Here is a 22,941-nt window from a genome sequence, read left to right on the forward strand (position 1 = left end):
GCCCTCCACAGATCCGCCGGGCCCCCTTTGCTCCGCGTCCCGGTTCTGGTGCGATCACCCGATGACCACCGAGCGGGACGAAGGACCCCTCACCGGGCGGTCCGGCCTGCTCGACGCGGCTGCGGACCTGCTGCTCGGGAGCAGTTGCGTGGGATGTGCCGCTCCCGGTCGGCTGCTGTGTCCGGGGTGCCGGGCCGGCCTGGGTGGCCAGGTCTCGGTCCGCCGGCCGACGCCGTGCCCGGCCGGGCTGGCAACGCCGTACTCGGCGGGCAGCTACGAGGGAGCTCTGCGGGCGATGGTGGTGGGGGTCAAGGAGCGGGGGCAGCGCGGACTCCTGCGTCGGCTCGCGCACCTGCTCGCCGACACGGTGGCGGTGGCGCTGGCCGAGGTCCCGGGAGGCGGCGTCGCAGTGCCGGTCGTGCTCGTGCCGGTGCCCTCCCGTCCGGCGAGTGTGCGCGCCCGAGGCTTCGATCCGGTCCTGGTCGCCACCCGGCAGGCGGCCCGGCTGCTGTCCGGGAGTCTGGCCGGGGGAGTGCGGGCTGCGCCACTCCTGCGCACGCGGGTGGGCGTCGTAGACCAGGCGGGCCTGGACGCGGTGGCCCGGAGGGCCAACCTCAGCGGGTCGATGACCTGCCCGTCACGTGGCCTGGCCGGACTCGCCCGGGCGGCACCCCGAGCGGTGGTGGTCGTGTGCGACGACGTCCTCACGACCGGCGCCACCGCGCGCGAGGCGCAACGCGCGCTCGGTGCCGTCGGGTTGCCGGTGAGCGCGATCGCCACCGTCGCGGCCACCGCGCGTCGTACGCCGTGAACGCGCCGTGGGCACGCCGCGCCCGCCCCACGATCAGCGCGCGTGCCCGCTCCGTGTCGGAGGGCTTTGTTTCGCCGACCGACCGGACTAACGTCTGGTCATGGAGTCCGTCCGGGTCCGTGGTTGCGTCGCTTCGACGCCCAGGCTCTGGGCGAGCGAGGGGCAAACCGATGCCAGTCGCAGGCGAAACGGTCCACGTAACCCAGTCCGCTGGGGATCACGGTGCGGCTTAGAAGTAAGTCCTGCCTCGGTCTCGTCGTCATATGCGACGGGTCACCGGGAGAAGGCCGGGAGTGGCAAGAAGCTGCGGAAGCCTCAGCAGGCGATTGTGGGGTCGAAGACCAGGTCGGCCGGGCGGGCTCCATCCAGGTTCACCGGGGGGCCCAGTGCCCTCGGCAGCGGCACTCGGGCGCCCCGTATAGGCGTCCCGAGCTGCCGCGTCTCTGCGTCCCCGCCAGCGCGGGGATGATCCACACACCCACCCCGAATACGGGAGGTAACCATGGAAGTTGTCGTCACTGCTCGGAACATCGAGGTCTCCGACCGGTATCGCACGCACGTGACTGAGAAGCTGTCCAAGCTGGAGAAGCACAATCACCGGATACAGCGCGTCCATGTGGAGGTCGAGCGCGAGGCGAACCCGCGGATCGCCGATCGACCGGTGCACGTGGAGCTCACGGCGTTCTCCAAGGGGCCGGTCGTGCGCGCCGAGGCCGGCGCCGAGGACAAGATGGCTGCGCTCGATCTCGCAGTGGCGAAGATGGCAGAGCAGATGCGACGAGCCCACGACCGTCGCCGGGTGCACCGTGGTCGGCGCACCCCCGTGTCGGTCGGACAGGCGCTGGCCGACGTGCCCGTCGACGGCACCGGCCCGGACGACGACGAGGACTCCTTGCACCGGAAGGTCGGCCCGATCGACGTCACCGGTGACGGGCCGCTGGTGGTCCGCGAGAAGCTGCACGACGCCAGCCCCATGACCCTCGACCAGGCGCTCTACGAGATGGAGCTGGTCGGGCACGACTTCTACCTCTTCGTCGACAAGGAGAGCGATCGCCCCTCGGTGGTCTACCGCCGCAAGGGTTACGACTACGGCGTGATCTCACTGGAGGTCGTCGCGGGGGAGTGACCCTCCGCCACACCGACGACACCGTCTCGCGCCCCGGCGCCGCCGACTCGGCGGCGCCGGGGCGCTCGCCTGCGGACCGGTGCTGACCTGTTCGCGTCGTACCGTGACCGGGTGAGGAACGCGACGACGGACATGGCCCCGCATCCCCCGCCCTCGGGTCGGGCGCGGACGGGGGGCCATACCCAGACCTTGAGCCGGGCGCAGGCCCGCAGGGTCGCGCTGGCCGCTCAAGGGTTCCTCGACCGGCCCCACGCCACACCGACGCTCCGCACCCTGAGCCGCACGGTGGAGCGCACCGGCGTGCTCCAGGTCGACAGCGTCAACGTGCTCCAGCGAGCGCACTTCCTACCGCTCTACTCCCGGATGGGGCCCTACGACCTCGACCTGATGCGGCGGGCCAGCGAGACCAGGCCCCGCCGCCTGGTGGAGTACTGGGCGCACGTGCAGGCCTACATGCCGGTGGAGCTGTGGCCGGTGATGCAGTTCCGGATGGAGCAGTACCGTCGACAGCGCGGGAAGTGGAGCGCCGTGCCCGAGGATCCCCGGCTCGAGGACGCCGTCCGCCAGGTGGTGAAGGAGCACGGTCCGCTCACGGCCCGTGAGGCGGCGGCCCACCTCGGTGACACCGGCCCGCGGCGGACCGAGCACTGGGGCTGGAACTGGTCGGACACCCGCCGCCTGCTCGACCACTTCTTCACCGCCGGCGAGGTGGCCATCGCCGGGCGCAGCCGCCAGTTCGAGGTCCGCTACGACCTTCCCGAGCGGGTGCTGCCCGCGCACGTGCTGGCCCTGCCGGTGCCCGACGCGGAGGAGGCCCACCGGGAGCTTGTCCGCCGGGCCGCCCGAAGCCACGGGGTCGCGACGATCCGCGACCTGGCCGACTACTACCGGATGTCGGTGGCCGAGGCCACCACCGCGGTCCGAGCCCTCGTCGAGAGCGGCGAGGTCGAGGAGGTCGGCATCGAGGGCGTACGCCGCCCGGCGTACCTCCATCGGGAGGCGCGGCTGCCTCGCCGGATCGGTGCCCGCACCCTGCTCAGCCCGTTCGATCCGGTGGTCTGGGCGCGGGCGCGCACCGAGGAACTGTTCGGGTTCCGCTACCGGATCGAGATCTACACCCCGGCCGATCAGCGCGTGCACGGCTACTACGTCCTGCCCTTCCTGCTCGGGGAGCGGCTGGTGGCTCGGGTCGATCTCAAGGCCGATCGCACGGCGGGGGTCCTCCTCGTCCGGTCCGCCCATGCCGAGGCGGGGCTGCCGGCCCCCACCAGGGCGGAGGTGCCGGCCGAGCTGGCCGCCGAGCTGACCAGGATGGCGGGCTGGCTGGGCCTGGGTGACATCGTCGTGCTGCCGCACGGTGATCTGGCCCCAGACCTGTGTGGCGCGGTGACGGGGGGACCCGGTCGCTGAACGAACGTTCGGCAAGTACTGGTCAAACCGCTCGCGACGCTCTAGCGTCGGCCGAGGAAATCCAGCCGACGTGAGGACCGCCGTGCCGTCTCAACCCGTTCGCATCGCCAACTTCTCCGGTTACTTCGGGGACCAGTACTCCGCCCTCGACGACGTCTTGGCCGGTGACCCGGTCGATGTCCTGATCGGCGACTACCTGGCCGAGATCACGCTCGCGCTCCTGGCCGCCCGGCACCAGCGCCGTCCCGGCAGCGGCTACGTCACCTATGCGGTCGAGCAGTTGCGACCGCACCTGGCCACCATCGCCGAGCGTGGGCTCAAGGTGGTGACCAACGCCGGTGGCTTCGACCCCGGCGCGATGGCCGACGCGCTGCGCGCCGCCGCCGCGGAGGCGGGTGTCACCCTCCGGGTGGCCCACATCGAGGGCGACAACATCCTCGACGAGCTGCCCCGCCTCGAGCAGGAGGGCCACCGTTTCGACCATCTCGACACCGGTGCGCCGCTCTCCGCGTGGGGCGCCAGGCCGGTCGCGGCCAACGCCTACCTGGGTGGCTGGGGGATCGCGGCTGCGCTCGAGCAGCAGGCCGACATCGTGGTCACCGGCCGGGTCAGCGACGCCTCCCTCGTGCTGGGGCCGGCCGCCTGGTGGCACGGCTGGGACCGATCGGACTGGGACCGGCTCGCCGGCGGCGTGGCGGCCGGTCACGTCATCGAGTGCGGACCGCACGCGACCGGCGGCAACTTCTCCGGCTTCACCGAGCTCCAGGGGATGACCCGTCTCAGCTTCCCCATCGCGGAGATCGCCGAGGACGGCAGCAGCGTGATCACCAAGCACGCCGGCACCGGGGGCGCGGTCACCACCGACACGGTCACCGCGCAGCTGGTCTACGAGATCCAGGGCCCGCGCTACCTCAACCCCGACGTGACCGTGCTCATCGACAGCATCCAGCTGACCCAGGAGGGTCCCGACCGGGTGCGGATGAGCGGCATCCAGGGGGCTCCGCCGCCGCCGAGCGCGAAGGTCGCCCTGTTCGCGCCGATCGGGTTCCACACCGTCGCGATGGCCTTCGTGACCGCGCCGAACGTCGAGGAGAAGGTCGCCCTGCTCCGCGCCCAGATCGCGGAGTGGCTGCCGGCCGGCATCGACACCTGGGAGGTCACCCCGCTCGGGCGCCCGCGGGAGAACCCCGCCAGCCAGTGGGAGGCCACCGTTCCGGTCCGCATCATGGTCACCGCCCGGGATCGTGCCGACCTCGAGAAGCTCGACCTCGGTGCCCAGCTCGGGAGCCTCTACCTGCGCAGCGTTCCCGGCTTCTTCATGGACACCCTGTCCCCGCTCCCGTCCGGATCCTCGCCCCGGATCGACTACTGGCCGGGGCTGCTGCCCAGCGAACTGGTCCCGCACCGGGCGATCCTGGAGGACGGTACGACGATCGACGTGGCGCCCGTTCCGGGCTCGGCGGACGTGCTCGGCCAGCCGGAGGCCCTCGAGTCGGCATCGCCTCTCGAGGATGAGCCGACCCGCGAGGTCGAGCTCGGCGTCCTCGTCAACGCCCGCAGCGGCGACAAGGGCGGCAACAGCAACGTCGGCCTCTGGGTCGCCGACGCGGCGGCGTACGACTGGTTCCGACAGTGGCTGAGCGCCGACCGGTTCCGTGCACTGATGCCCGAGGCCGCGGACCTGGAACTGGTCCGGCACGAGCTCCCGCACCTGCGCGCCGTGCATGTGGTCATCCGCGGACTGCTGGGATCGGGCGGCTCCTCCAATCTGCGTGTCGACCAGGTCGGCAAGGCGGTCGGGGAGTACCTCCGCGCCCGGCGCGTGGAGGTGCCGATCCGGCTGCTCGACCGCGACCCCCGCTGACCTGGCCTCGGTTGCACCCGCCACCTAGCCCGGCCTGCGGATCAGGGCACCTGGATCCTGTCGTTCTGGGGGGCCGTGGGTAGAGTGGCGACGCCCTTCTCTCACGCTTCAGGAGTCAGACCCAGTGTCCATTCTCGACAAGCTTCTCCGCCTCGGCGAAGGCAAGATCCTGCGCCAGCTCGAAGCCATTGCGAAGGCGGTCAACGCCATCGAGGACGACTTCGTGGCGATGAGCGATGAGGAGCTCGCCGGTCAGACCGACGAGTTCAAGAAGCGGCTCGCCGACGGCGAGACCCTCGACGACCTGATGCCCGAGGCGTTCGCGACGGTCCGGGAGGCCGCCAAGCGGGTCACCGGGATGCGCCCCTTCGACGTGCAGGTCATGGGTGCGGCCGCGCTGCACATGGGCAACATCGCCGAGATGAAGACCGGTGAGGGCAAGACGCTGGTCGCCGTGCTCCCGTCGTACCTCAATGCGCTGACCGGTGAAGGCGTGCACGTGGTCACGGTCAACGACTACCTGGCGAAGTTCCAGTCCGAGATGATGGGTCGTATCCACCACTTCCTCGGGCTGACCACCGGGGTGATCCTGCCCCAGATGACTCCGGACGAGCGCCGCGCCGCCTACGCCTGCGACATCACCTACGGCACCAACAACGAGCTCGGCTTCGACTACCTGCGCGACAACATGGCCGACTCGCTGGAGAACTGCGTCCAGCGTGGGCACCACTTCGCGATCGTCGACGAGGTCGACTCCATCCTCATCGACGAGGCCCGGACCCCGCTGATCATCAGTGGTCCCACCGAGGACGACGTGAAGTGGTACGGCGAGTTCGCCAAGATCGTGCGCAAGATGGAGAAGGACGTCGACTACGAGGTCGACGAGAAGAAGCGCACCATCTCCGTGCTCGAGCCGGGCATCACCGTGGTCGAGGACCACCTGGGCATCGACAACCTCTACGAGTCTGTCAACACCCCCCTGATCTCGTTCATGAACAACGCGATCAAGGCCAAGGAGCTCTTCCGCAAGGACAAGGAGTACGTCGTCGCGCAGGGCGAGGTGCTCATCGTCGACGAGCACACCGGCCGGATGCTGGCCGGGCGCCGCTACAACGACGGCCTCCACCAGGCGATCGAGGCGAAGGAGGGGGTCAAGGTCCGCGAGGAGTACCAGACCCTCGCCACGGTGACCCTGCAGAACTACTTCCGGCTCTACGACAAGCTCTCCGGCATGACCGGTACGGCCATGACCGAGGCCTCCGAGTTCGACAAGATCTACAAGCTCGGCGTGGTGCCGATCCCGACCAACCGGCCGATGGCCCGGGTCGACCAGTCCGACTTCGTCTACCGCACCGAGGAGGCGAAGTACGAGGCGGTCGTCGAGGACATCGCCGAGCGGCACAAGGCGGGTCAGCCCGTCCTGGTCGGCACCGTGTCGGTGGAGAAGTCGGAGCACCTCTCCGACCTGATGAAGAAGAAGGGCATTCCGCACACCGTCCTCAACGCCAAGGTGCACGCGGACGAGGCGAAGATCGTCGCGCTCGCCGGCCACAAGGGCGCGGTCACGGTCGCCACCAACATGGCCGGTCGAGGCACCGACATCATGCTCGGTGGATCGGTGGAGTTCCTGGCCGACCAGGACCTGCGCAAGCAGGGCCTCGAGCCCGCCGGCGAGACCGCGGACGCCTACGAGGCGGCCTGGGCCGAGAAGATCGAGAAGGTCAAGGAACAGGTCGCCACCGAGCACGAGGAGGTCACCGAGATCGGTGGGCTCTACGTCATCGGCACCGAGCGGCACGAGTCCCGCCGGATCGACAACCAGCTGCGTGGTCGATCCGGGCGTCAGGGTGACCCGGGCGAGTCCCGGTTCTACCTCTCCCTGCAGGACGAGTTGATGCGCCTGTTCAAGTCCGACTGGGTCGACCGGATCCTGCAGATCCTCAACGTCCCCGACGACGTCCCGATCGAGAACAAGCGGGTCACCAACGCGATCGCCAGCGCCCAGACCCAGGTCGAGGGGCAGAACTTCGAGTCCCGCAAGAACGTCCTCAAGTACGACGACGTGATGGACCGCCAGCGCAAGGTGATCTACAGCGAGCGCCGGCAGGTCCTCGAGGGCGGGGACCTCGAGGAGCAGGTGCGGGGCTTCCTCGACGATGTGGTCCGGGGCCTGGTGGAGAACTCCACCGGCGAGTTCGCCGAGGAGTGGGACCTGGCCCAGCTCAGCGTCGACCTCAAGCAGATCTGGCCGCTCGGCGTCGACCTGCAGGCGATGGCCGACGACGCGGGTGGCCAGTCCGGACTCGACCGCGCGGAGGTCATCGAGGCGCTTCGCAAGGACGCCCACGCCGCCTACGACCGGCGCGAGGAGGAGGTCGGCGAGGAGGTCATGCGTGAGCTGGAGCGTCGGGTGATCCTCTCGGTGCTGGACCGGAAGTGGCGCGACCACCTCTACGAGATGGACTACCTGCGCGAGGGCATCTACCTGCGGGCCTACAGCCAGCGCGACCCCCTGGTCGAGTACCAGCACGAGGGCTTCACCATGTTCCAGGCGATGCAGGGCGCCATCAAGGAGGAGGCTGTCGGCTTCCTGTTCAACCTCGAGGTCCAGGTCGAGGATGAGCCCGAGCCGGCGGTCGGTCTCGACGTGGACGGTGTCGGCGTCGGCGACATCTCGGCGGCCCTGCGCCAGGAGCACGACCACACCCACCCGCAGATCCGGGCCAAGGGTCTGGACAAGCCCTCGGCGCCCCGGCAGTTGGCCTATTCCGCCCCCGACGAGCAGGGCGAGGAGGCCGTCCAGGCCGGCACGGTGACCAAGGCGGACGACCCGTACGCCGGCATCGGCCGCAACCAGGCCTGCCCCTGCGGGTCCGGCAAGAAGTTCAAGCAGTGCCACGGCCGCGCCGGCGGCCCGACCGGCCTCACCACCCGGGTGAACGGCTGAGGCACGCCGCCTCACCGAGCACGCTCACCGCGCGCCGACGGCCCTCGACCCTTGCCGGGTCGGGGGCCGTCGAGGCTGTGGGGAGAAGAGGGTCAGGCGAACTCGAGCGCCGTACACACCCATCGTCCGGCCCGCTCCTCGAACCGGGCGGCGAGTGCTCGGGAGCGCTCCCCGTAGCGCACATGCAGCGCCGCCTCGGCCACGCCGGGGCGCGGCTGGGCCACATGCGCGTTGACGACGCGGGGGCGCACCGGCTGGACGCGCCCCTGCCCGGGGGAGTGGCGCCCGGCACGGCCGACGGTCCGGGCGCGTTCGGCCAGGTCCTCGTAGACGTCCGAACTGGTCCAGCGCAGCAGTTGGGTGAGCGGGCGATCGCCGCCCACGATCTCCACGGCGGCCTGCCCGAAGCGCCACGCCCAGTTGCGGACGTCGGGAACCCGGGATGAACGTCGGATCGGGACGACCTGGGCGGAGCCGCGCGCCGGTCCGTGCGCGGCAGTCGGCCGCCGGGGCGACCTGACCTGGGGCGGATCCTGGCGCGGCTGGAGATCGAGGGCGAGCGTGCCCTGGACGCTCGTGTCGACGTCACCGGGTCGGGACGCCGGGGAACCCTGCGATGAGGGGGGCTCCGCTCGGAACGGGACGACTTCGCGGTCGGGCATGGCGACTCCTGTCTTCGAGGACGACTGGCGGGGCTGGGCGACCGGCTCAGCCGTCGCGCCCCTCGGGCCGGTGGTGGAGTTCGCGCGGCAGGCTGAGGCGCTGTCCTGGGACGATGAGGTCCGGGTCCTCGCCGATCACCGCGCGGTTGGCGTCGTGGAGCAGATGCACGGAGGAGGCGACCTGGGAGTCGGGCGCCGAGCCGGGGAGACGGGTGCGTGTGAGTGCCCAGAGGCTGTCGCCTCGCCGCACCACGACCGAGTCCGCCGCGCCGAGGGCCGACGCATCGGCGGGAGAGCCCCTACCGGTCGGCCCGGACGGTGCCTCTCCGTCCACGGGGCGGTCGGGGTAGGGGAGCCCGGCCGTCACGGGGCCCTCGTTGCGCCCCGGCCCGAGGAACATCGGGCCCGGTGTCGCGCCCGCCGGCGTTGCCGCCGCTCCGGTCAGGGCGATCCCGCAGGCCAGCAGGACCAGGCGTCTGGCCAGCGGCGGTACGCCGACCGGACCCGCGCAGGCGAGGTGACCGCCCACCGGCGTGCGCAGCACCTCGAGCACCACGGCGGAGACCGACGCCCATGCCCAGGCCGTGCAGCAGCCGATCGCGATCAGGCAGCCACGGGCGAGCAGTTCGTCGAAGGCGGCCGGCCCGGACAGCGGTCGGACCAGTTGCCGATGCGCCACCCGGAGGAGAAGGACAGCGAGGGCGGTGGCGAGCAGCCACACGAGGAGGGAACGGAGACGTGGACCTGGCCGAGCGACGTTCATGTCGAAACCCCTGAAATCGTGCTGTTTGCGTCTGTTTGCCTATCTCAAACCTCGCTTGTCTTCTATGTCAATCATTTGTCGCCGTTGTGGATGAGGGGATCCGCAGGGTCGGGGCCCAGCACACCCACCGGTGCCGTGTGGCAGGCTCGGCGCATGGCATGGGAGGAGGAGCTCTTCGGGTTCTTCGAGGACCTCGAGGCGCAGGCGGAGGCCGGGTTCGCCGCGGAACGTGCGGCCGAGCTCGCGGATCGGAGCCGGGCGGAGTATCAACAGGTCACCCTGCCGGCCCGAATGATGGCCTCGGTCGGCCGAGAGGTGCAGACCGAGGTGCGTGGGGTCGGGGCCCTCGCCGGTGAGTTGGAGCGTGTCTGCGAGGAGTGGTTCCTACTCCGCTCCCGCGGGCAGGACTGGATCGTGCGGCATCAGGCACTGATGACGGTGGCAGGAGCCTCCGAGCGCGCGGTGCCCGCCGTCGCATGGTCGCCGATCACGCGGCTGGGCCTAGGGTCGGCTCTACGCCGCCTCGCCGATCGGGCGGAGCGGTGCGTGCTGCACCTGATCGACGGCACCACCCATGAGGGGATCCTCCGGCGAGTCGGAGCCGACTTCGCCGAACTGCTCACGGGAGAGGGACGGCGAGAGCTCCTCGTGGCGTACGCCGGTCTCGCCGCGGTGCAGAGTAGGGAGTGAACGGAGCCCGGTCACTCGCCGGTGCGGGGTGAGTCGGGTGCCCGCTCAGGAGTCGGCCACGCCCCGGCCCGCCGCGGGGGGGGCAGCATGTCGCAGGTCCGGTCGGATCAGCACTCCGTCACCACCGGGTGACCCGGTGGCGGGACCTCCGGCCCTCAGGTGGCGTCGGCGTCGAAGGGTGGCCGCTCACCGGGGCCCAGCTTGGCGGGCGTCCGACCTCGGGTGGAGCGTGAGCGCTCCTCCTCGTCGGCCTCGGCCATGACCTCGGAGAGCTGCTTCTTGACGAAGTTGCGGGGATCGAGGTCGCTGAGCTCGAGGTCGGAGTACTCCGGGCCGAGCTGTTCCCGGAGCTCGTCGCGGGCATTGTTCGCGAAGCTGCGCGCCTTGCGGAGGAAACCTCCTGCCTGGCGCGCTAGCTCCGGCAGCTTGTCGGGACCGAAGACGAGAACCGCAACGAAGACGATGACAGCCAGCTCCGGCAATCCGATCCCGAACACGGGTCAGAACCTACTGGATGGAGTGAGCCCGAGTTGCATACCGGCCAGTCCTCGGGACCGTCCGGCGAGTCGCTCGGCGACGGCGATCAGCTGACGTGCGGCGGGGGAGGCGGGATCCGCGCTCACGATCGGCGTACCGGCGTCTCCGCCCTCGCGCAGGGCGGGCTCGAGGGGCACCTGGCCCAGCAGCGGCACCTCGGTGCCGAACCGCTGGGTCAGCGTGCCGGCCACGCGCTCGCCGCCACCGGATCCGAAGACCTCGATCCGGTGCTCCACGCCTTCCTCGGCGCAGTGCGGGCAGGCCAGGTAGCTCATGTTCTCGACCACACCGACGACCCGCTGGTGCATCATCTCGGCCATCGTGCCGGCCCGCTCGGCCACCTCGGCGGCGGCCTCCTGGGGGGTGGTCACCACGACGATCTCGGCATTGGGGAGGTGCTGGCCCAGCGAGATCGCCACATCGCCGGTGCCCGGGGGCAGGTCGAGCAGCAGGACGTCGAGATCGCCCCAGTACACGTCGGCGAGCATCTGCACGAGCGCACGGTCGAGCATCGGCCCCCGCCAGGCGACCACCTGGTCGCGGCGGGGCTTGAGCATGCCGATCGAGATCACCGAGACACCGGACTCGGTCGGCACCGGCATGATCAGGTCGTCGACCTGCGTGGGCCGGGCCTCGGCGGCACCGAGCATGGCGGGAACCGAGTGGCCGTAGATGTCGGCGTCGACGATGCCGACCTTGAGTCCCTGCTCGGCCATGGCGAGGGCCAGGTTGACCGTCACCGACGACTTGCCCACGCCGCCCTTGCCGGAGGCGATCGCGAAGACCTTGGTCAGCGAGCCGGGCTTGGCGAACGGGATCTCCCGCTGGGCGGCGCCGCCGGTGAGTCCCTCCCGCATCTCGGCGCGCTGCTCGGCGGACATCACGCCGAGGTCGATGTTGACCGCGGTGACTCCGGGAACTGCGCCGACCGCTTCGGTGACATCGCGGTTGATGGTGTCCTTGAGCGGGCAGCCCGCCACGGTGAGGAGGACCCTGGTGTCGACGACGCCGTCGTCGCTCACGTCGACCGACTCGACCATGCCGAGCTCGGTGATGGGGCGCTTGATCTCGGGGTCGTTCACGGTCGCGAGGGCGGCCTTGACCTGGTCCAGAAGGGCGGTACTCACGAGCGCAGCCTACGTCTGAGGTGGTGACTCCCGGGATTCGGGACGACCCGTGGGATCGGGGGAGTCCGCCCCGGTGCGAGGGTCGGCGTCGCGCTCGTCCAACTCGTCGAGCAGGGAACGGAGTTCGGAGCGGAGGAAGTCTCGGGTCGCGACCTCGCCCACAGCCATCCGCAGGGACGCCATCTCGCGGGCGAGGAACTCCATGTCCGCCTGGGACTGGGCGGCGACCCTGCGATCCTGCTCGGCGATGACCCGGTCGCGGTCCTCCTGACGGTTCTGCGCGAGCAGGATCAGCGGTGCGGCGTAGGAGGCCTGGAGACTCAGCGCCAGGGTCAGGAAGATGAAGGGAAAGTCGTCGAACCGCAACGGTGCCGGGGCCAGCGCGTTCCAGACGATCCAGGCGACCACCACGGCGGTCATCCAGATGAGGAACTGGGCGGTGCCCATGTAACGGGCGAAGGTCTCGGCGAAGCGGCCGAACGCGTCCTCGCCCATCGAGGGGCGTTTCACCAATCGGCGACGGACCTCCTGAGGAGTGTCCAGGCGGCCCTCCCGGCGCTTGTTCCCGCTCGCGTCCCGGCTCTTGTCGCGTGGGCGCTCGGTGCGGGCCTCAGCCATGGTGCACCGCCCGGTCACGCCAGTTCTCCGGCAGCATGTGGTCGACCAGGTCGTCCACGGTCACCACGCCGATCAGGTGCCCGACCGGGTCGACCACGGGCGCGGCCACCAGGTTGTACGTCGCCAGGTGGATCGCGACATCGTCGATCGTGCTCGCCGGCTTGAGCGGGTCCATGGTGTTGTCGAGAGCGCCGGCGACCAGCGTGGACGGTGGCTCGCGGAGCAGCCGCTGGATGTGGGCCACCCCCAGGAACCGACCGGTCGGGGTCTCCAGGGGAGGTCGGCAGATGTAGACCGCCGAGGCCAGCGCGGGGGTGAGTTCGGGCTTGCGCACATGGGCCAGGGCATCGGCGATGGTGGCGTCGGGCCCCAGGATGACCGGCTCGGGCGTCATCATCGCGCCGGCGGTGTTCTCCTCATACGACATCAGCCGCCGGACGTCCTCGGCCTCCTCGGGCTCCATCAGGTCGAGCAGCACGGCGGCGGTCTCCGCCGGCAGGTCGGCGATGAGGTCGGCGGCGTCCTCGGGAGACATCTCCTCCAAGACGTCGGCCGCACGCTCCTTCTCCAGGTGCTCGAGGATCTCGACCTGGTCGTCCTCGGGCAGTTCCTCCAGGACGTCGGCGAGGCGCTCGTCGTTCAGCCCGGCGACGACCTGGTGGCGTCGCTCGGTGGGCAGATCGTGGATCATGTGGGCCGCGTCGGCAGGGCGCATCTCGTTGAGGGCCTGCACCAGGTGGGTGGTGCCCTGGGTGGGGGAGCGCCGGGCCAGGCCGACGACGTCGCGCCACTCGACCACGTGGCTCTGCCCGCGCCGCCGCAACCCCTTGGAGGGCTCGCGCACGGCCACTCGGGAGAGCACCCAGTCGCGGTTGCGCGCCTGCTCCATGGCGACGTCGTACACCAGGCCGGTGACGCCGGAGCTCGGGATGCTGACCTGTCGGTCCAGCATCTGCCCGATCACCAGGGTCTCGGTGGAGCGCTGCTCGAACCTGCGCAGGTTGATCAGGCCGGTGGAGGAGACGTGGTCGCTCTCGATCGCGGTGACCCGGGTCATCGGCACGAAGATGCGGCGCCGGCCGAGCACCTCGGTGACGAGCCCGAGCACGCGGGGCTGGCTGGAGGCGTCGCTGCGCAGCGTCACGACGAGGTCGCGGACCTTTCCGACCTGGTCGCCCTGTGGATCGAAGATCGGCAGCCCGACGAGGCGGGCCACGAAGACACGGACCGGGGCGCTGCTCACGGCTCCACGCTAGCCGCACCAGGAGCGGATCCGCTGGTGCCGGACCGGCTCGCGGTCGGCCGGGACGTGGCGCTGAACACACGGAAGTCCTGGCGGGCGTTGAACCGGCTGCCAGGGATCGACGGCATGCCGAGCACGTCGGTGACCAGATTCGCGACGACGCCGACCCGGATCGGCTGCCGCGGCGAGCGGTACGTCGGACGGGCCCGGCCAGGGTTGCGGTAGCCCGGGTTGAGGGCGTACAGGTCGGCTCCGCGGGGTACGCCGGCGCCCCAGACCACCATCGGGACGGTGTAGTTGCCCCGCAGCCCGGGACGCTGGTTGCCACGACCCACCCCGCCGGAGTCACCGACCACCACCAGCAGCGTGCTGCGGGACAGTTTCGGACGGCTCCGGACGGTGCGCACGATCCCGCCGATCCGACGGTCGGTCTGCTTGAGTGCGCGGACGTAGGCACGGCTGCGGTAGCCGCGCTGGGCACCCACCCGCGCCGGAGAACCCAATTGGAGGACGGTGAGCGCCCGCCCCTTGCTGATCAGGTTGCTGCGGGCCGCACGGAAGGCCCGGGCGTCGTTGTCGGTCACCTTCGCGTTGGTGAACTTGCCGCGCCCGTTGTCGCGGCCGTAGGGATCCCGGCCGCCGTACTGCCGGCCCCAGGAGCGGGTGTAGAGCCGGGCCCGCGGATCGCCGGAGAACAAGGAGGTGCCCCAGCCCAGGTTGTGCACCAGGTCGAAGACGCTCGACACGTAGCGGCCGGCCCGGCGATGCACGGTGGTGCCGGGATCGCGGTCCCGATCGATCCCGTGCCCCTGGGCGCGGGCCCGCACCCGGCGGCCGGTCAGCACGCTGGTGGCGTTGGGGAGCGCGGAGGTGCGCTCCACGGTGGTGCGGGCGTTGAGGGTGGAGGCGCCCTGTCGGCGCAGCGCGCTGAGGTTGGGGGTGCGGCGCGGGCTGAAGGACCGGGAGGGCAGTCCCTGCACGTCGACCACGACCACGCGGCGGATCGCCGTGCTCGGCGTGCTCGCGGAACCGGCCACCGCGGCGGTGGCGAAGATCAGGGGGTGGTCGCTGGTACGGCGGACCAGGGGAGTGCGCAGCGCCTGGTAGCCGGTGAACCGGACGTCGTCGGTGCCCATCACCCAGTCGATGCGGACCGGCTGGGTCGGCGTACACGTGCCGCCGGGGACCTCGTGGTGGTAGCCACCGTTGGCCGACCGGAGGTCGGTGAGATAGGTCATCGGGCAGTAGAAGTTGTCGCGATCGTTCATGTCGCCGGTCAGGAAGACCGGGATGTCGGGGTCGGCGGTCCGGAGCCGGTTGACCAGCGCCGCCTGGATCCGCTCGGCCCGGTCCCGCCACTGCTGGGCGTCGCCGTGGGTGTCGGCGGGATTGTGCGTGTTGAGCACCCAGATCCGCTGACCGGTACGACGGTGCTGGAGTTGGACCAGCGGACGCGGCTTCATCCGGCCGCCGAAGTACGGCGCCTGATAGGTGGTCCGCTGGACCGGGATCCAGGTGCTCTTGCGCCAGGCGATCGAATTGACCTTGAGGTCTGGTGAGGCCGAGCGTCCCGGCCACACGCCCCACGAGCCGCTCTTGAGATCGGCGAAGGTCTTGTACTGCGTCGCCTGCATCTCCTGGAACCCGACCACGTCGAGCCGGGACTGCTCGATGAGCTGTGCCGTCCACCGCATCCGCTGGGTGCTCGAGGCCCAGCCGGGCCGGTTGCCGCCCGGTCTGGTGTGGCTGTGGCCGAGCACGTTGAACGTGGCGATCCGGAAGCTGGTGCCTGAGGCCGCCCCGGCCGTCGAGGCGGCGGCAGCGGCGAGCGACAGCTCCTCGGGTGCGTGCTCACCGGGCTCGGCGGGGGCGGCGGCGAGCCCGCCGAGCCCGGTGAGCACGAGTCCGAGAGCGGTGAGGGCGATCAGCGACCGGACGGCTCGGTGGGGGCGGGGGCGGGCATGGGAGGTCATCGTGGGAGATGCTAAGCGCTCCCGCGGGTGAACCCGGTGAGGTCGCGGTCCTCGGGAGCGGTCGGCCGGGTGCTCGGCATCGGTGTTCGGCGGCGGTGTTCGGCCGGTGCGGCCGGGTTGGTGGGCCGTGATGAAATGCAGGCTCCGGGCCGTGCCCGGGGTCAAGGAGTACACGCCGGACGGCAGCGAAGGAGCGAGATGGGCACCACGGGTACCCCGCGTCCGCGCTGGCTCGACGTCGTGCTCGGTCTGGTCATCCTCGCCCTGGTCCTGGCAGTGGTGATGGCGATGCGCTACTGGGGAGGAGAGCGGGGCGTGACCGCCGAGGAGGCCCCCGCCCCGCCCGCGACCGGTTCCTCGACGCCCACGGCTCCCTCCCAGTCCGCCCCCGCCCCGGTGTCGCCATCCGCGTCCGAGCCCGGCAGCCCCGCACCGAGTCCCACGACCGGTTCTACGACCAGCCCCTCGGGCAGCCCCACGACCAGCCCGAAGTCGGGCAAGAACGGTGTCGACCGGCCGGGTCCGCCGCAGAGCCCGCAGCAACTGGCCTCGCAGGCGGCCAGCGACCTCGCGAAGGCGGCCGAGGACGCCGTCCCCGGGGAGGCGGCGTTCCGGATCGGCAACTTCAACGTGCTCGGCGCCTCCCACACCCGCACGACCGGCAAGGCACCCGGCCGGCCCTCCGGGGCGATCCGGATGCGTTCCGCGGTGCGGTTGCTGGAGTCGCACCGCGTCGACGTGGTGGGGTTCCAGGAGTTCGAACCGGAGCAGTCCGAGGCCTTCGACCGGATCACCGGGGCGACCTGGGACTCCTTCCCCGGCACGAGCGGCGCGGCCGACGTACGCCGGACGATCGCCTGGCGTACCGACGTGTGGGAGATGGTGCGCACCACCACGGTGGCGATGCCCTACTTCAACGGCAACACCGTGCACTCCCCGGTGGTGCTGCTCCGTCACCGGGATTCGGGGCGGGAGGTGTGGTTCGCCAACTTCCACCAGGCCGCCAACACCCGGCGTTTCCACAGCCAGGAGCAGAACCGGGACCAGGGGACCGCTCGGCAGGTGGCGCTGGTGCGCAGGCTGCACCAGGGCGGCACCCCCGTGGTGATCACCGGCGACATGAACGAGCGCGAGGAGTACTGGTGCACGATGTCGGCCGCGCTGCCGCTGGTCTCCGCCGACGGGAGCAGCCGCGACGTCGCGGGCTGCCACACTCCTGGGCGTACCTGGATCGACTGGATCGTCGGCACCCAGGAGGTGGGGTTCAGCGGCTATGTGCGTGACCGCGGGGCGCTGGCCAGGGCCGCATCCGATCACCCGTTGGTCTCCGTCACCGCCTTGGTGAGCCCGTGATCCGGCTCAGCGGGACTGCCCGGCCGGTCCACTCGGCCCAGCGGTCCAGGTCGGTCCAGATCGGCCGAGTCGGCTGCGGGATCGATGCCCCGACCGGCGCGGAACGGCCTGTGCCTGCGTGACGCGAGTGTCCCTTGTGGTTCCTGGGACGGTTGCGTCCTCCCGGGATCGTGGGGACAGTGGAGGCCATGGTGTCGCGACGAGCGCAGGTCCGCCCCCGCCACGAGCCCGACCTGCACGAAGCCCTGCCGCCCGCCGGTCGGCATCCGGTCGCGGTCGGGACGGCGGTGTTGACCGCCCTCCTGGTGGCGCTGGGGCTACTCACCGCCTCGGGTGCATCGGCCGGCGGGTTGCCGAACACCGCCGTGACGGCCACCGAGGCCCCCACCGTCTGGGCCCCCATCGCTGGGATCGGTGCCGGAGCATCCGCGGCACGGGCCGGTGGCTACCGACCGGTGACGGGGGCGATGTTCAACAACCCGCTCGCCGGGCCCAAGGCTGAGCGCCGCCTGCTGGGCAAGATCCGGCGCGCGATCAACCACACGCCGCGTCGCTCCACCATCCGGATCGCGATCTTCTCCTTCGCCGACCCGACCATCGCGAACGCACTGCTGCGCGCGCACCGGCGGGGAGTGCAGATCAAGCTGATCATGTCCGATGCCAACACCTACGGTCAGATGCGGCGGGTGATGCGGGTGCTGGGCACCGACCGGCAGAAGTCCTCCTTCGCCTACCAGTGCCGCGACAGTTGCCGCTCCACCGGCGGGCAGATGCACGCGAAGGTCTTCTCCTTCCGGCGCAGGGGAGAGGCGTTTCGTGACGATGGTCGGCTCGGTCAACCTGACCCGGCACAACGCGACCCACCAGTGGAACGACCTCTACACGGTCGCCGACCGGCGCGTGTGGCGGGCCTACAACCGCTGGTTCGCGCAACTCAAGGCCGACATCCCCCGCGCCGACCCGTACGTCGCCACCCGGGCAGGAGCCTCCCGGATCGACTTCACCCCGATCGACCTGCGTCGGCATCCCGACCCGGTGCTGCGCGCGATGGGCCGGATCGGATGTACGGGCGGTACCAGCGTCGACATCGCCGCCTACGCCTGGAACGGGATGCGCGGTCGAGACATAGCCAAGCGGGTCGCCGGCCTGAGCCGATCCGGGTGTCGGGTGCGGGTGATCCTGGGCGAGGGCACAGGCTCGGCGGTCCGCAGCATCTTGACCAACAGCCGGGTCGGGCTGAAGCGCAGCCGGGTGCGCGGGGTGACGACGCACCAGAAGATGATGGTCGTGCGGGGCCGGATCGACGGCGTACCGACCGGACGGGTGTGGACCGGATCGCACAACTGGAGCAGCCGGTCCGCCGCGCGTGACGACGTCTTCGTCGAGATAGCCGATCAGGGTGTCGTGACCCAGTACCAGCGCGGTTTCGCCCTCCAGTGGGCGAAGGGGTGAACTGGGCGACGCCGTGCCGGTGACGACCGGGGCGGAAGCGGCGTATCTCGGGCCCACCTCGTAGACTCCACAGCCATGCCGCTCTCCGAAATCCGCGTCGATGACGACGGGATCCACGCGCGGTCCCAACGCGATGCGGTGGTCGACGTCCTCTTCGACGGTCGACGCATCTTCTCCTATTGGGTCCAGCGCGACGGGGTCCGCCAAGGTCAGTCCTGGACCATGAGGTGGCCCGAGGCCCTGACCGACCATCTGGACGGTGTGGTGGAGGTGACACTCACCGAGCACGCCTCCGGGGAGCAGCTCTTCTCCGAGGATGTTCGGCTCGGCAGCGGCGAGCAGCGCATCGAGTACGTCGACAGGGCGGGCCGGCCGCTCGCGCTGGACAAGTACTTCAAGCGCACCCACACCTTCGAGACCCGCAGCGATGAGCAGGTGCGTCCGCTCCTGGACGCCATCGAGGAGGTGCTCGGCGCCCTGCATCGCATCGACGTCGGGGCCTTCGTCGCCTACGGCACGCTGCTCGGCGCGGTCCGCGGCGGTGCCCTGATCGGGCACGACAACGACGCCGACCTCGGCTATGTCTCCGAGTACACCGAGCCGGCCGATGTGATCGCGGAGTCCTTCCGGATCCAGCGCCGGTTGATCGAACTGGGCTACCCCGTGACGCGCTACTCCGGCCTGGCGTTCAAGGTCGACGTGGAGGAGAGCGACGGCAACATCCGCGGGCTCGACGTCTTCGGTGGGTTCATGCGTGACGGTCAGCTCCACCTGATGGGTGAGATCCGGACACCGTTCCGCCGGGAGTGGATCTACCCGCTGGGCAGCACCACGCTGGAGGGGCGTGAGCTCGCGGCGCCGGCCGACACCGACCGGTTCCTCGCAGCGACCTACGGGCCGAACTGGCGTACGCCGGACCCTGCCTTCCACTTCGAGACCCCGACCTCCACCACCCGGCGGCTCAACGGCTGGTTCCGCGGGATCCGGGTCGGCCGTGCGCTGTGGGACCGGATCTATGCCACCCCCTCCTTCGACCGGGTCCCGCGGGCCTCGGCGATCGCACGCGACATCGCCGACGAGATCGACGGGCCGGGCGTCGGCGGTTTCATCGACGTCGGCTGCGGCCGTGGCCGCGACGTGGGGCGGCTGAGCTCGCGCGGGGTGCCCTCGATCGGGTTCGACGTGCACCCGCGCGCCTTCCGCCTCCAGGCGGAGGAGCGTCGGGACAACCCGCTGGTGACCTACCGCACCTGCAACCTGCTCGAGGTGCGGCACGTCGTGGCCGCGATCGGCTACGCCGCAGCTCTGCCCGGCCCGCGGGTCATGCTGGCCAGGCATCTCCTCGAGGTCGTCCCCAGGGCCGCGCGGGCCAACCTCTACCGGATGGCCCGCACGCTGCTCACCGAGCCGGGCGACCGGATGCACCTGGAGTTCCTCACCGAGGAGGGGAGCGACGACTACGCCAGGTACCGTCATCTCGACACGCTCGACCCGGCCACCGTCCGGGCCGAGCTGGCCCGGGCAGGTGCCCGGGTCGTCCACGAGGCCCAGGCCCCGGTGTCCGACTCCCCGGGCGCCTCCCGAACCTGCCGGATGGTCGCCGTGTGGGCGACCGAAGCCGGCCCACGCGACCAGAATCGAGGACTCTGATGGCCCTGGCCGACCTGAACCCGATCGCGCTCCAGCGGCGGATCACCGAGCTCGAGGCCGAGGTGCAGGAGTGCCGAGAGGTCAATCTGCGCGTCGCCGAGCTCACCGATCTCGTGACCGAGCTCATCGTCCCGCTGGTCAACGGCGACTCGGAGAAGGCCCGGGCGGTGCTGGACCGCTACCACGAGAGCCTCTGAGCGTGGCCCGGCGCGTCGTCGTCCACGTCGGTCTGCCCAAGACCGGCACCACGTACATCCAGTCGGTGCTGTGGCAGAACAGGGACCGCCTGGCCGAGCAGGGCATCCTCTTCCCCGGGCGCAGCCGGCGCCAGCACATGCGCGCCAGCATGGTGGTCCGCGAGCACCCGGGCGTCGACTCCCGGGCCAAGGACGCCGCCCGTGCCTGGGACGACCTGGTCAGCGAGATCGCGGCCTGGCCGGGCACCGCGCTGGTGAGTCACGAGTTCTTCGGAGCCGCCACTGCCGAGCAGGCCGCACGAGCGCTCGGCCGGCTCCGCCGCCCCGCCCCGGCTGATCCCGAGCAGGGTGCCGAGCCGGCGTCCGCAGCCGGCCCCGCGGGTGCCGACGAGGCGGGCAGTGCGTACGGCGACCCGCCCGGTGAGGAGGCGGAGATCGACCTGGTGGTGACGGCCCGCGACCTGCTCACCATCACCACGAGCTACTGGCAGGAGTTCGTCAAGCACGGCTTCGCCGGGCAGCCGCTCGCCGAGTTCCCACGGCCGGGCGGACCTGCCTTCGACGAGTGGGGCCCAGCCGTGCTCGACCTCGAGTCGGTCCTCCGTGCCTGGTCCGGCGGGCTTCCCCCGGAGCGGGTGCACGTGCTCGTCGTCCCGGGCCAGGACGCGCCGCGCACCTCGCTGCTCGACTCCTTCGCAGCGATCCTCGGCTTCGACACCCGCGGGGTCGACACCCAGCGGGCGAAGGAGAACACCTCCCTGGGCCTGATCGAGGCCGAACTGATCCGCCGGGTTGCTCCCCGCCTCGACGGATTCCGGGCCCCCCTGGACCGCGGGGTGTGGATCCGCGGCTACCTCGCGCACGACCAGCTCGTCCCACGCGCGGGAGAGCGCTTCCTGCCCCCGCCGGAGAGGATCGAGGAGCTCCGGAGGCGCTCGGTCGAGGCGGTCGGGTACGTACGCGACTCCGGGTTCACGGTGCACGGCGACCTCGACCGACTACTCGTGCCCGACGTGCTGCCCGCGACCCGCCAGGGCGAGGACGTCACCGACGCCGAACTCCTCGACGCCGCGACCGACACCATCGTCGGCCTGATGGAGGACGTCCGTCGCTACCGCAAGGAGACCAAGCAGTTGCGCAGGCAACTCGCGGCCCCGCCACCGCCGCCGCCGTCCCCACCGCCCAGCCGCTGGCACCGCCTGCGCGCCCGTCTCGGGCGCCGTACCGTCGAAGAAGGAGAGGGTCGATGACGCAACCGGCGTCTCCCCGCAAGCTGTACATCCACATCGGTCTGCAGAAGACCGGCACGTCCTACCTACAGCAGATCTGCTGGCAGTCGGTCGACGAACTGCGGCAGCAGGGCGTCGCGATGGTGCCCGGCACCAAGCTGCGCACGTTCTGGCTGATGCTCGACGTCTGTGGACGGGTACGCCGCTTCGACCCGCCGGCCGCCGGCCGCGCCGTCGATCGGCTGCCGGCCGCGTTGGCCGAGGCGTCGGCGTACTCCGCGCTCATCACGGAGGAGTCCCTCGCCGGTGCGAAGGACGAGCAGATCGCACGCCTGGTGCAGGCCTGCGTCGGTCGGGAGGTGCACGTCGTCGTGACCCTGCGCGACTTCGCCCGGCAGCTCCCCTCGGACTGGCAGCAGCGGCTCCAGTCCGGTGACGCCGAGACCTTCGACGACTACCTGGCGCGACTGCAGGCCGAGCAGGGGCGGCCCACCCAGATCTGGAAGCACAAGGACATCGCGGCGATCCTGAGCCGTTGGTCGCGACACGTGCCCGCGGAGCGGATCCACGTGGTCACCGTGCCGCAGAGCGGTGCGGACCCCGAACTGCTGCTGCGCCGGTTCTGCCGGGTCCTCGATGTCGACCCCGGCGCGCTGAACGTCGTCACCGGACGCGCGAACAAGTCGCTACGGCACGTGCATGCCGAGGTCCTGCGCCGGGTCAACGCCGGCCTCCCGCGCAGGTCCTGGCGTCGGGACCTCTACGGCGACGTGGGCAAGCGCTTCTTCGCGGTCAAGGTGCTCGGTGAGGGCGGCGGCGAGAAGGTCAAGACGCCGACCCGCCTCGAGCCCTACTGCCGGGCCGTGGCCGAGGAGCAGATCGAGTTCATCCGCGGTGGAGGCTTCGACGTGGTCGGCGACCTGGAGGATCTCCGACCGGTGCCGGGGGCCTATTCGGATGCCGCCTACGCGCCCTCCGAACGGCAGGTCGCCGACGCGGCCACGAAGGCGCTCGCGGTGATCCTGGAGGACCGGATGAAGGATCGTCGCGAGCAGATCGCGGCGAACCGTCGCAAGGACCGGACCCCTCGGACCACGTCCGAGCGGGCTCGGCTGAAGGTGCGGCAGTCCGCCGTGACGGTGCGGGACCGGGCTCGCAACACGGTGGCGCGGTGGCGTGCGAGATGACGGTTCGACCCCTTCCCGTGCCATAATCTGGCGCTCGACAGGCCCATCCCCGGAGCACCTCGTGTGCTCCGTCTCGCAGCCAGAACTCGGTCGGCGGCGTGG

The 22,941-nt window shown here is 71.0% G+C and carries 19 protein-coding genes and 1 pseudogene; 13 read left to right on the plus strand and 7 right to left on the minus strand.

Translation table 11 applies throughout. The annotated features are described in order from the left end of the window. Positions 1-61: 61 nt before the first annotated feature. From G515_RS0107705 to secA, 5 genes are all read left to right on the plus strand, one after another. The gene (locus G515_RS0107705; RefSeq protein WP_051217996.1) at positions 62-811 is read left to right on the plus strand and encodes a ComF family protein; all 750 of its coding nucleotides are present in this window, start codon (positions 62-64) and stop codon (positions 809-811) included. A gap of 502 nt (positions 812-1,313) precedes the next feature. Further along, complete coding sequence (gene hpf, locus G515_RS0107710) at positions 1,314-1,937, plus strand: ribosome hibernation-promoting factor, HPF/YfiA family (RefSeq protein ID WP_028659693.1); 624 nt, start codon at positions 1,314-1,316, stop codon at positions 1,935-1,937. Between the two features lie 189 nt (positions 1,938-2,126). After that, complete coding sequence (locus G515_RS0107715; RefSeq protein ID WP_028659694.1) at positions 2,127-3,347, plus strand: DNA glycosylase AlkZ-like family protein; 1,221 nt, start codon at positions 2,127-2,129, stop codon at positions 3,345-3,347. An 82-nt stretch (positions 3,348-3,429) separates the two neighbouring features. Beyond that, complete coding sequence (locus tag G515_RS0107720) at positions 3,430-5,211, plus strand: acyclic terpene utilization AtuA family protein (RefSeq protein ID WP_051217998.1); 1,782 nt, start codon at positions 3,430-3,432, stop codon at positions 5,209-5,211. A gap of 124 nt (positions 5,212-5,335) precedes the next feature. Beyond that, positions 5,336-8,158 carry a preprotein translocase subunit SecA gene (secA, locus tag G515_RS0107725; RefSeq protein ID WP_028659696.1) on the plus strand — a complete coding sequence of 941 codons (2,823 nt, stop codon included), beginning with the start codon at positions 5,336-5,338 and terminating at the stop codon, positions 8,156-8,158. 92 nt (positions 8,159-8,250) lie between these two features. On the opposite strand, the gene G515_RS22590 is transcribed toward secA, so the two are convergent. Beyond that, positions 8,251-8,820 (minus strand): Rv3235 family protein, encoded by a 570-nt coding sequence (locus tag G515_RS22590; RefSeq protein WP_051217999.1) that lies wholly within the window; start codon positions 8,818-8,820, stop codon positions 8,251-8,253. 46 nt (positions 8,821-8,866) lie between these two features. Then, positions 8,867-9,583 (minus strand): LysM peptidoglycan-binding domain-containing protein, encoded by a 717-nt coding sequence (locus G515_RS0107735; protein ID WP_157571043.1) that lies wholly within the window; start codon positions 9,581-9,583, stop codon positions 8,867-8,869. Between the two features lie 153 nt (positions 9,584-9,736). Here G515_RS0107735 and G515_RS0107740 point away from each other — a divergent pair, with 153 nt between their 5' ends. Next, positions 9,737-10,273, plus strand: coding sequence for a hypothetical protein (locus tag G515_RS0107740; RefSeq protein WP_028659698.1), 537 nt, complete (start codon positions 9,737-9,739; stop codon positions 10,271-10,273). A 155-nt stretch (positions 10,274-10,428) separates the two neighbouring features. Here G515_RS0107740 and G515_RS0107745 read toward each other — a convergent pair whose 3' ends face one another. Genes G515_RS0107745 through G515_RS0107765 form a run of 5 tightly spaced genes read right to left on the minus strand, consistent with a single transcriptional unit; the run spans position 10,429 to position 15,771 of the window. Continuing rightward, positions 10,429-10,770, minus strand: coding sequence for a sec-independent translocase (locus G515_RS0107745; RefSeq protein ID WP_028659699.1), 342 nt, complete (start codon positions 10,768-10,770; stop codon positions 10,429-10,431). Between the two features lie 3 nt (positions 10,771-10,773). Beyond that, on the minus strand, positions 10,774-11,937 hold the full coding sequence (locus G515_RS0107750; protein WP_028659700.1) for an Mrp/NBP35 family ATP-binding protein: 1,164 nt from the start codon (positions 11,935-11,937) through the stop codon (positions 10,774-10,776). A 9-nt stretch (positions 11,938-11,946) separates the two neighbouring features. Next, a complete protein-coding gene (locus tag G515_RS20120) occupies positions 11,947-12,555 on the minus strand; it encodes a DUF1003 domain-containing protein (RefSeq protein ID WP_084653300.1) in 609 nt (202 codons plus the stop codon). Next, positions 12,548-13,798 carry a magnesium transporter MgtE N-terminal domain-containing protein gene (locus G515_RS0107760; RefSeq protein ID WP_028659701.1) on the minus strand — a complete coding sequence of 417 codons (1,251 nt, stop codon included), beginning with the start codon at positions 13,796-13,798 and terminating at the stop codon, positions 12,548-12,550. Before G515_RS0107760 ends, G515_RS20120 begins: the two co-directional genes overlap by 8 nt. Then, positions 13,795-15,771 (minus strand): endonuclease/exonuclease/phosphatase family protein, encoded by a 1,977-nt coding sequence (locus tag G515_RS0107765; RefSeq protein ID WP_028659702.1) that lies wholly within the window; start codon positions 15,769-15,771, stop codon positions 13,795-13,797. The genes G515_RS0107760 and G515_RS0107765 overlap by 4 nt, the downstream gene beginning before the upstream one ends. 198 nt (positions 15,772-15,969) lie before the next feature. On the opposite strand from G515_RS0107765, the gene G515_RS0107770 reads away from it, so the two are divergent. The 7 genes and pseudogenes from G515_RS0107770 (at position 15,970) to G515_RS0107800 (ending at position 22,839) form a co-directional block, all read left to right on the plus strand. Then, a complete protein-coding gene (locus G515_RS0107770; RefSeq protein WP_028659703.1) occupies positions 15,970-17,124 on the plus strand; it encodes an endonuclease/exonuclease/phosphatase family protein in 1,155 nt (384 codons plus the stop codon). A gap of 467 nt (positions 17,125-17,591) precedes the next feature. Next, positions 17,592-17,909: pseudogene (locus G515_RS24005) on the plus strand (phospholipase D-like domain-containing protein); the annotation flags it as partial. Between the two features lie 37 nt (positions 17,910-17,946). After that, the gene (locus tag G515_RS0107780) at positions 17,947-18,576 is read left to right on the plus strand and encodes a phospholipase D-like domain-containing protein (protein WP_245565299.1); all 630 of its coding nucleotides are present in this window, start codon (positions 17,947-17,949) and stop codon (positions 18,574-18,576) included. Between the two features lie 75 nt (positions 18,577-18,651). After that, positions 18,652-20,226 carry a class I SAM-dependent methyltransferase gene (locus G515_RS0107785; RefSeq protein WP_028659706.1) on the plus strand — a complete coding sequence of 525 codons (1,575 nt, stop codon included), beginning with the start codon at positions 18,652-18,654 and terminating at the stop codon, positions 20,224-20,226. After that, entirely contained in the window at positions 20,226-20,423 is a 198-nt protein-coding gene (locus tag G515_RS0107790; RefSeq protein WP_028659707.1) for a DUF6752 domain-containing protein, read from the plus strand. Before G515_RS0107785 ends, G515_RS0107790 begins: the two co-directional genes overlap by 1 nt. Before the next feature lie 2 nt (positions 20,424-20,425). Continuing rightward, on the plus strand, positions 20,426-21,673 hold the full coding sequence (locus G515_RS0107795) for a hypothetical protein (protein ID WP_028659708.1): 1,248 nt from the start codon (positions 20,426-20,428) through the stop codon (positions 21,671-21,673). Further along, positions 21,670-22,839 (plus strand): hypothetical protein, encoded by a 1,170-nt coding sequence (locus tag G515_RS0107800; RefSeq protein WP_028659709.1) that lies wholly within the window; start codon positions 21,670-21,672, stop codon positions 22,837-22,839. Before G515_RS0107795 ends, G515_RS0107800 begins: the two co-directional genes overlap by 4 nt. Positions 22,840-22,941: the final 102 nt, after the last annotated feature.

The organism is Nocardioides insulae DSM 17944, assembly GCF_000422825.1.
Lineage (GTDB): Bacteria > Actinomycetota > Actinomycetes > Propionibacteriales > Nocardioidaceae > Nocardioides > Nocardioides insulae.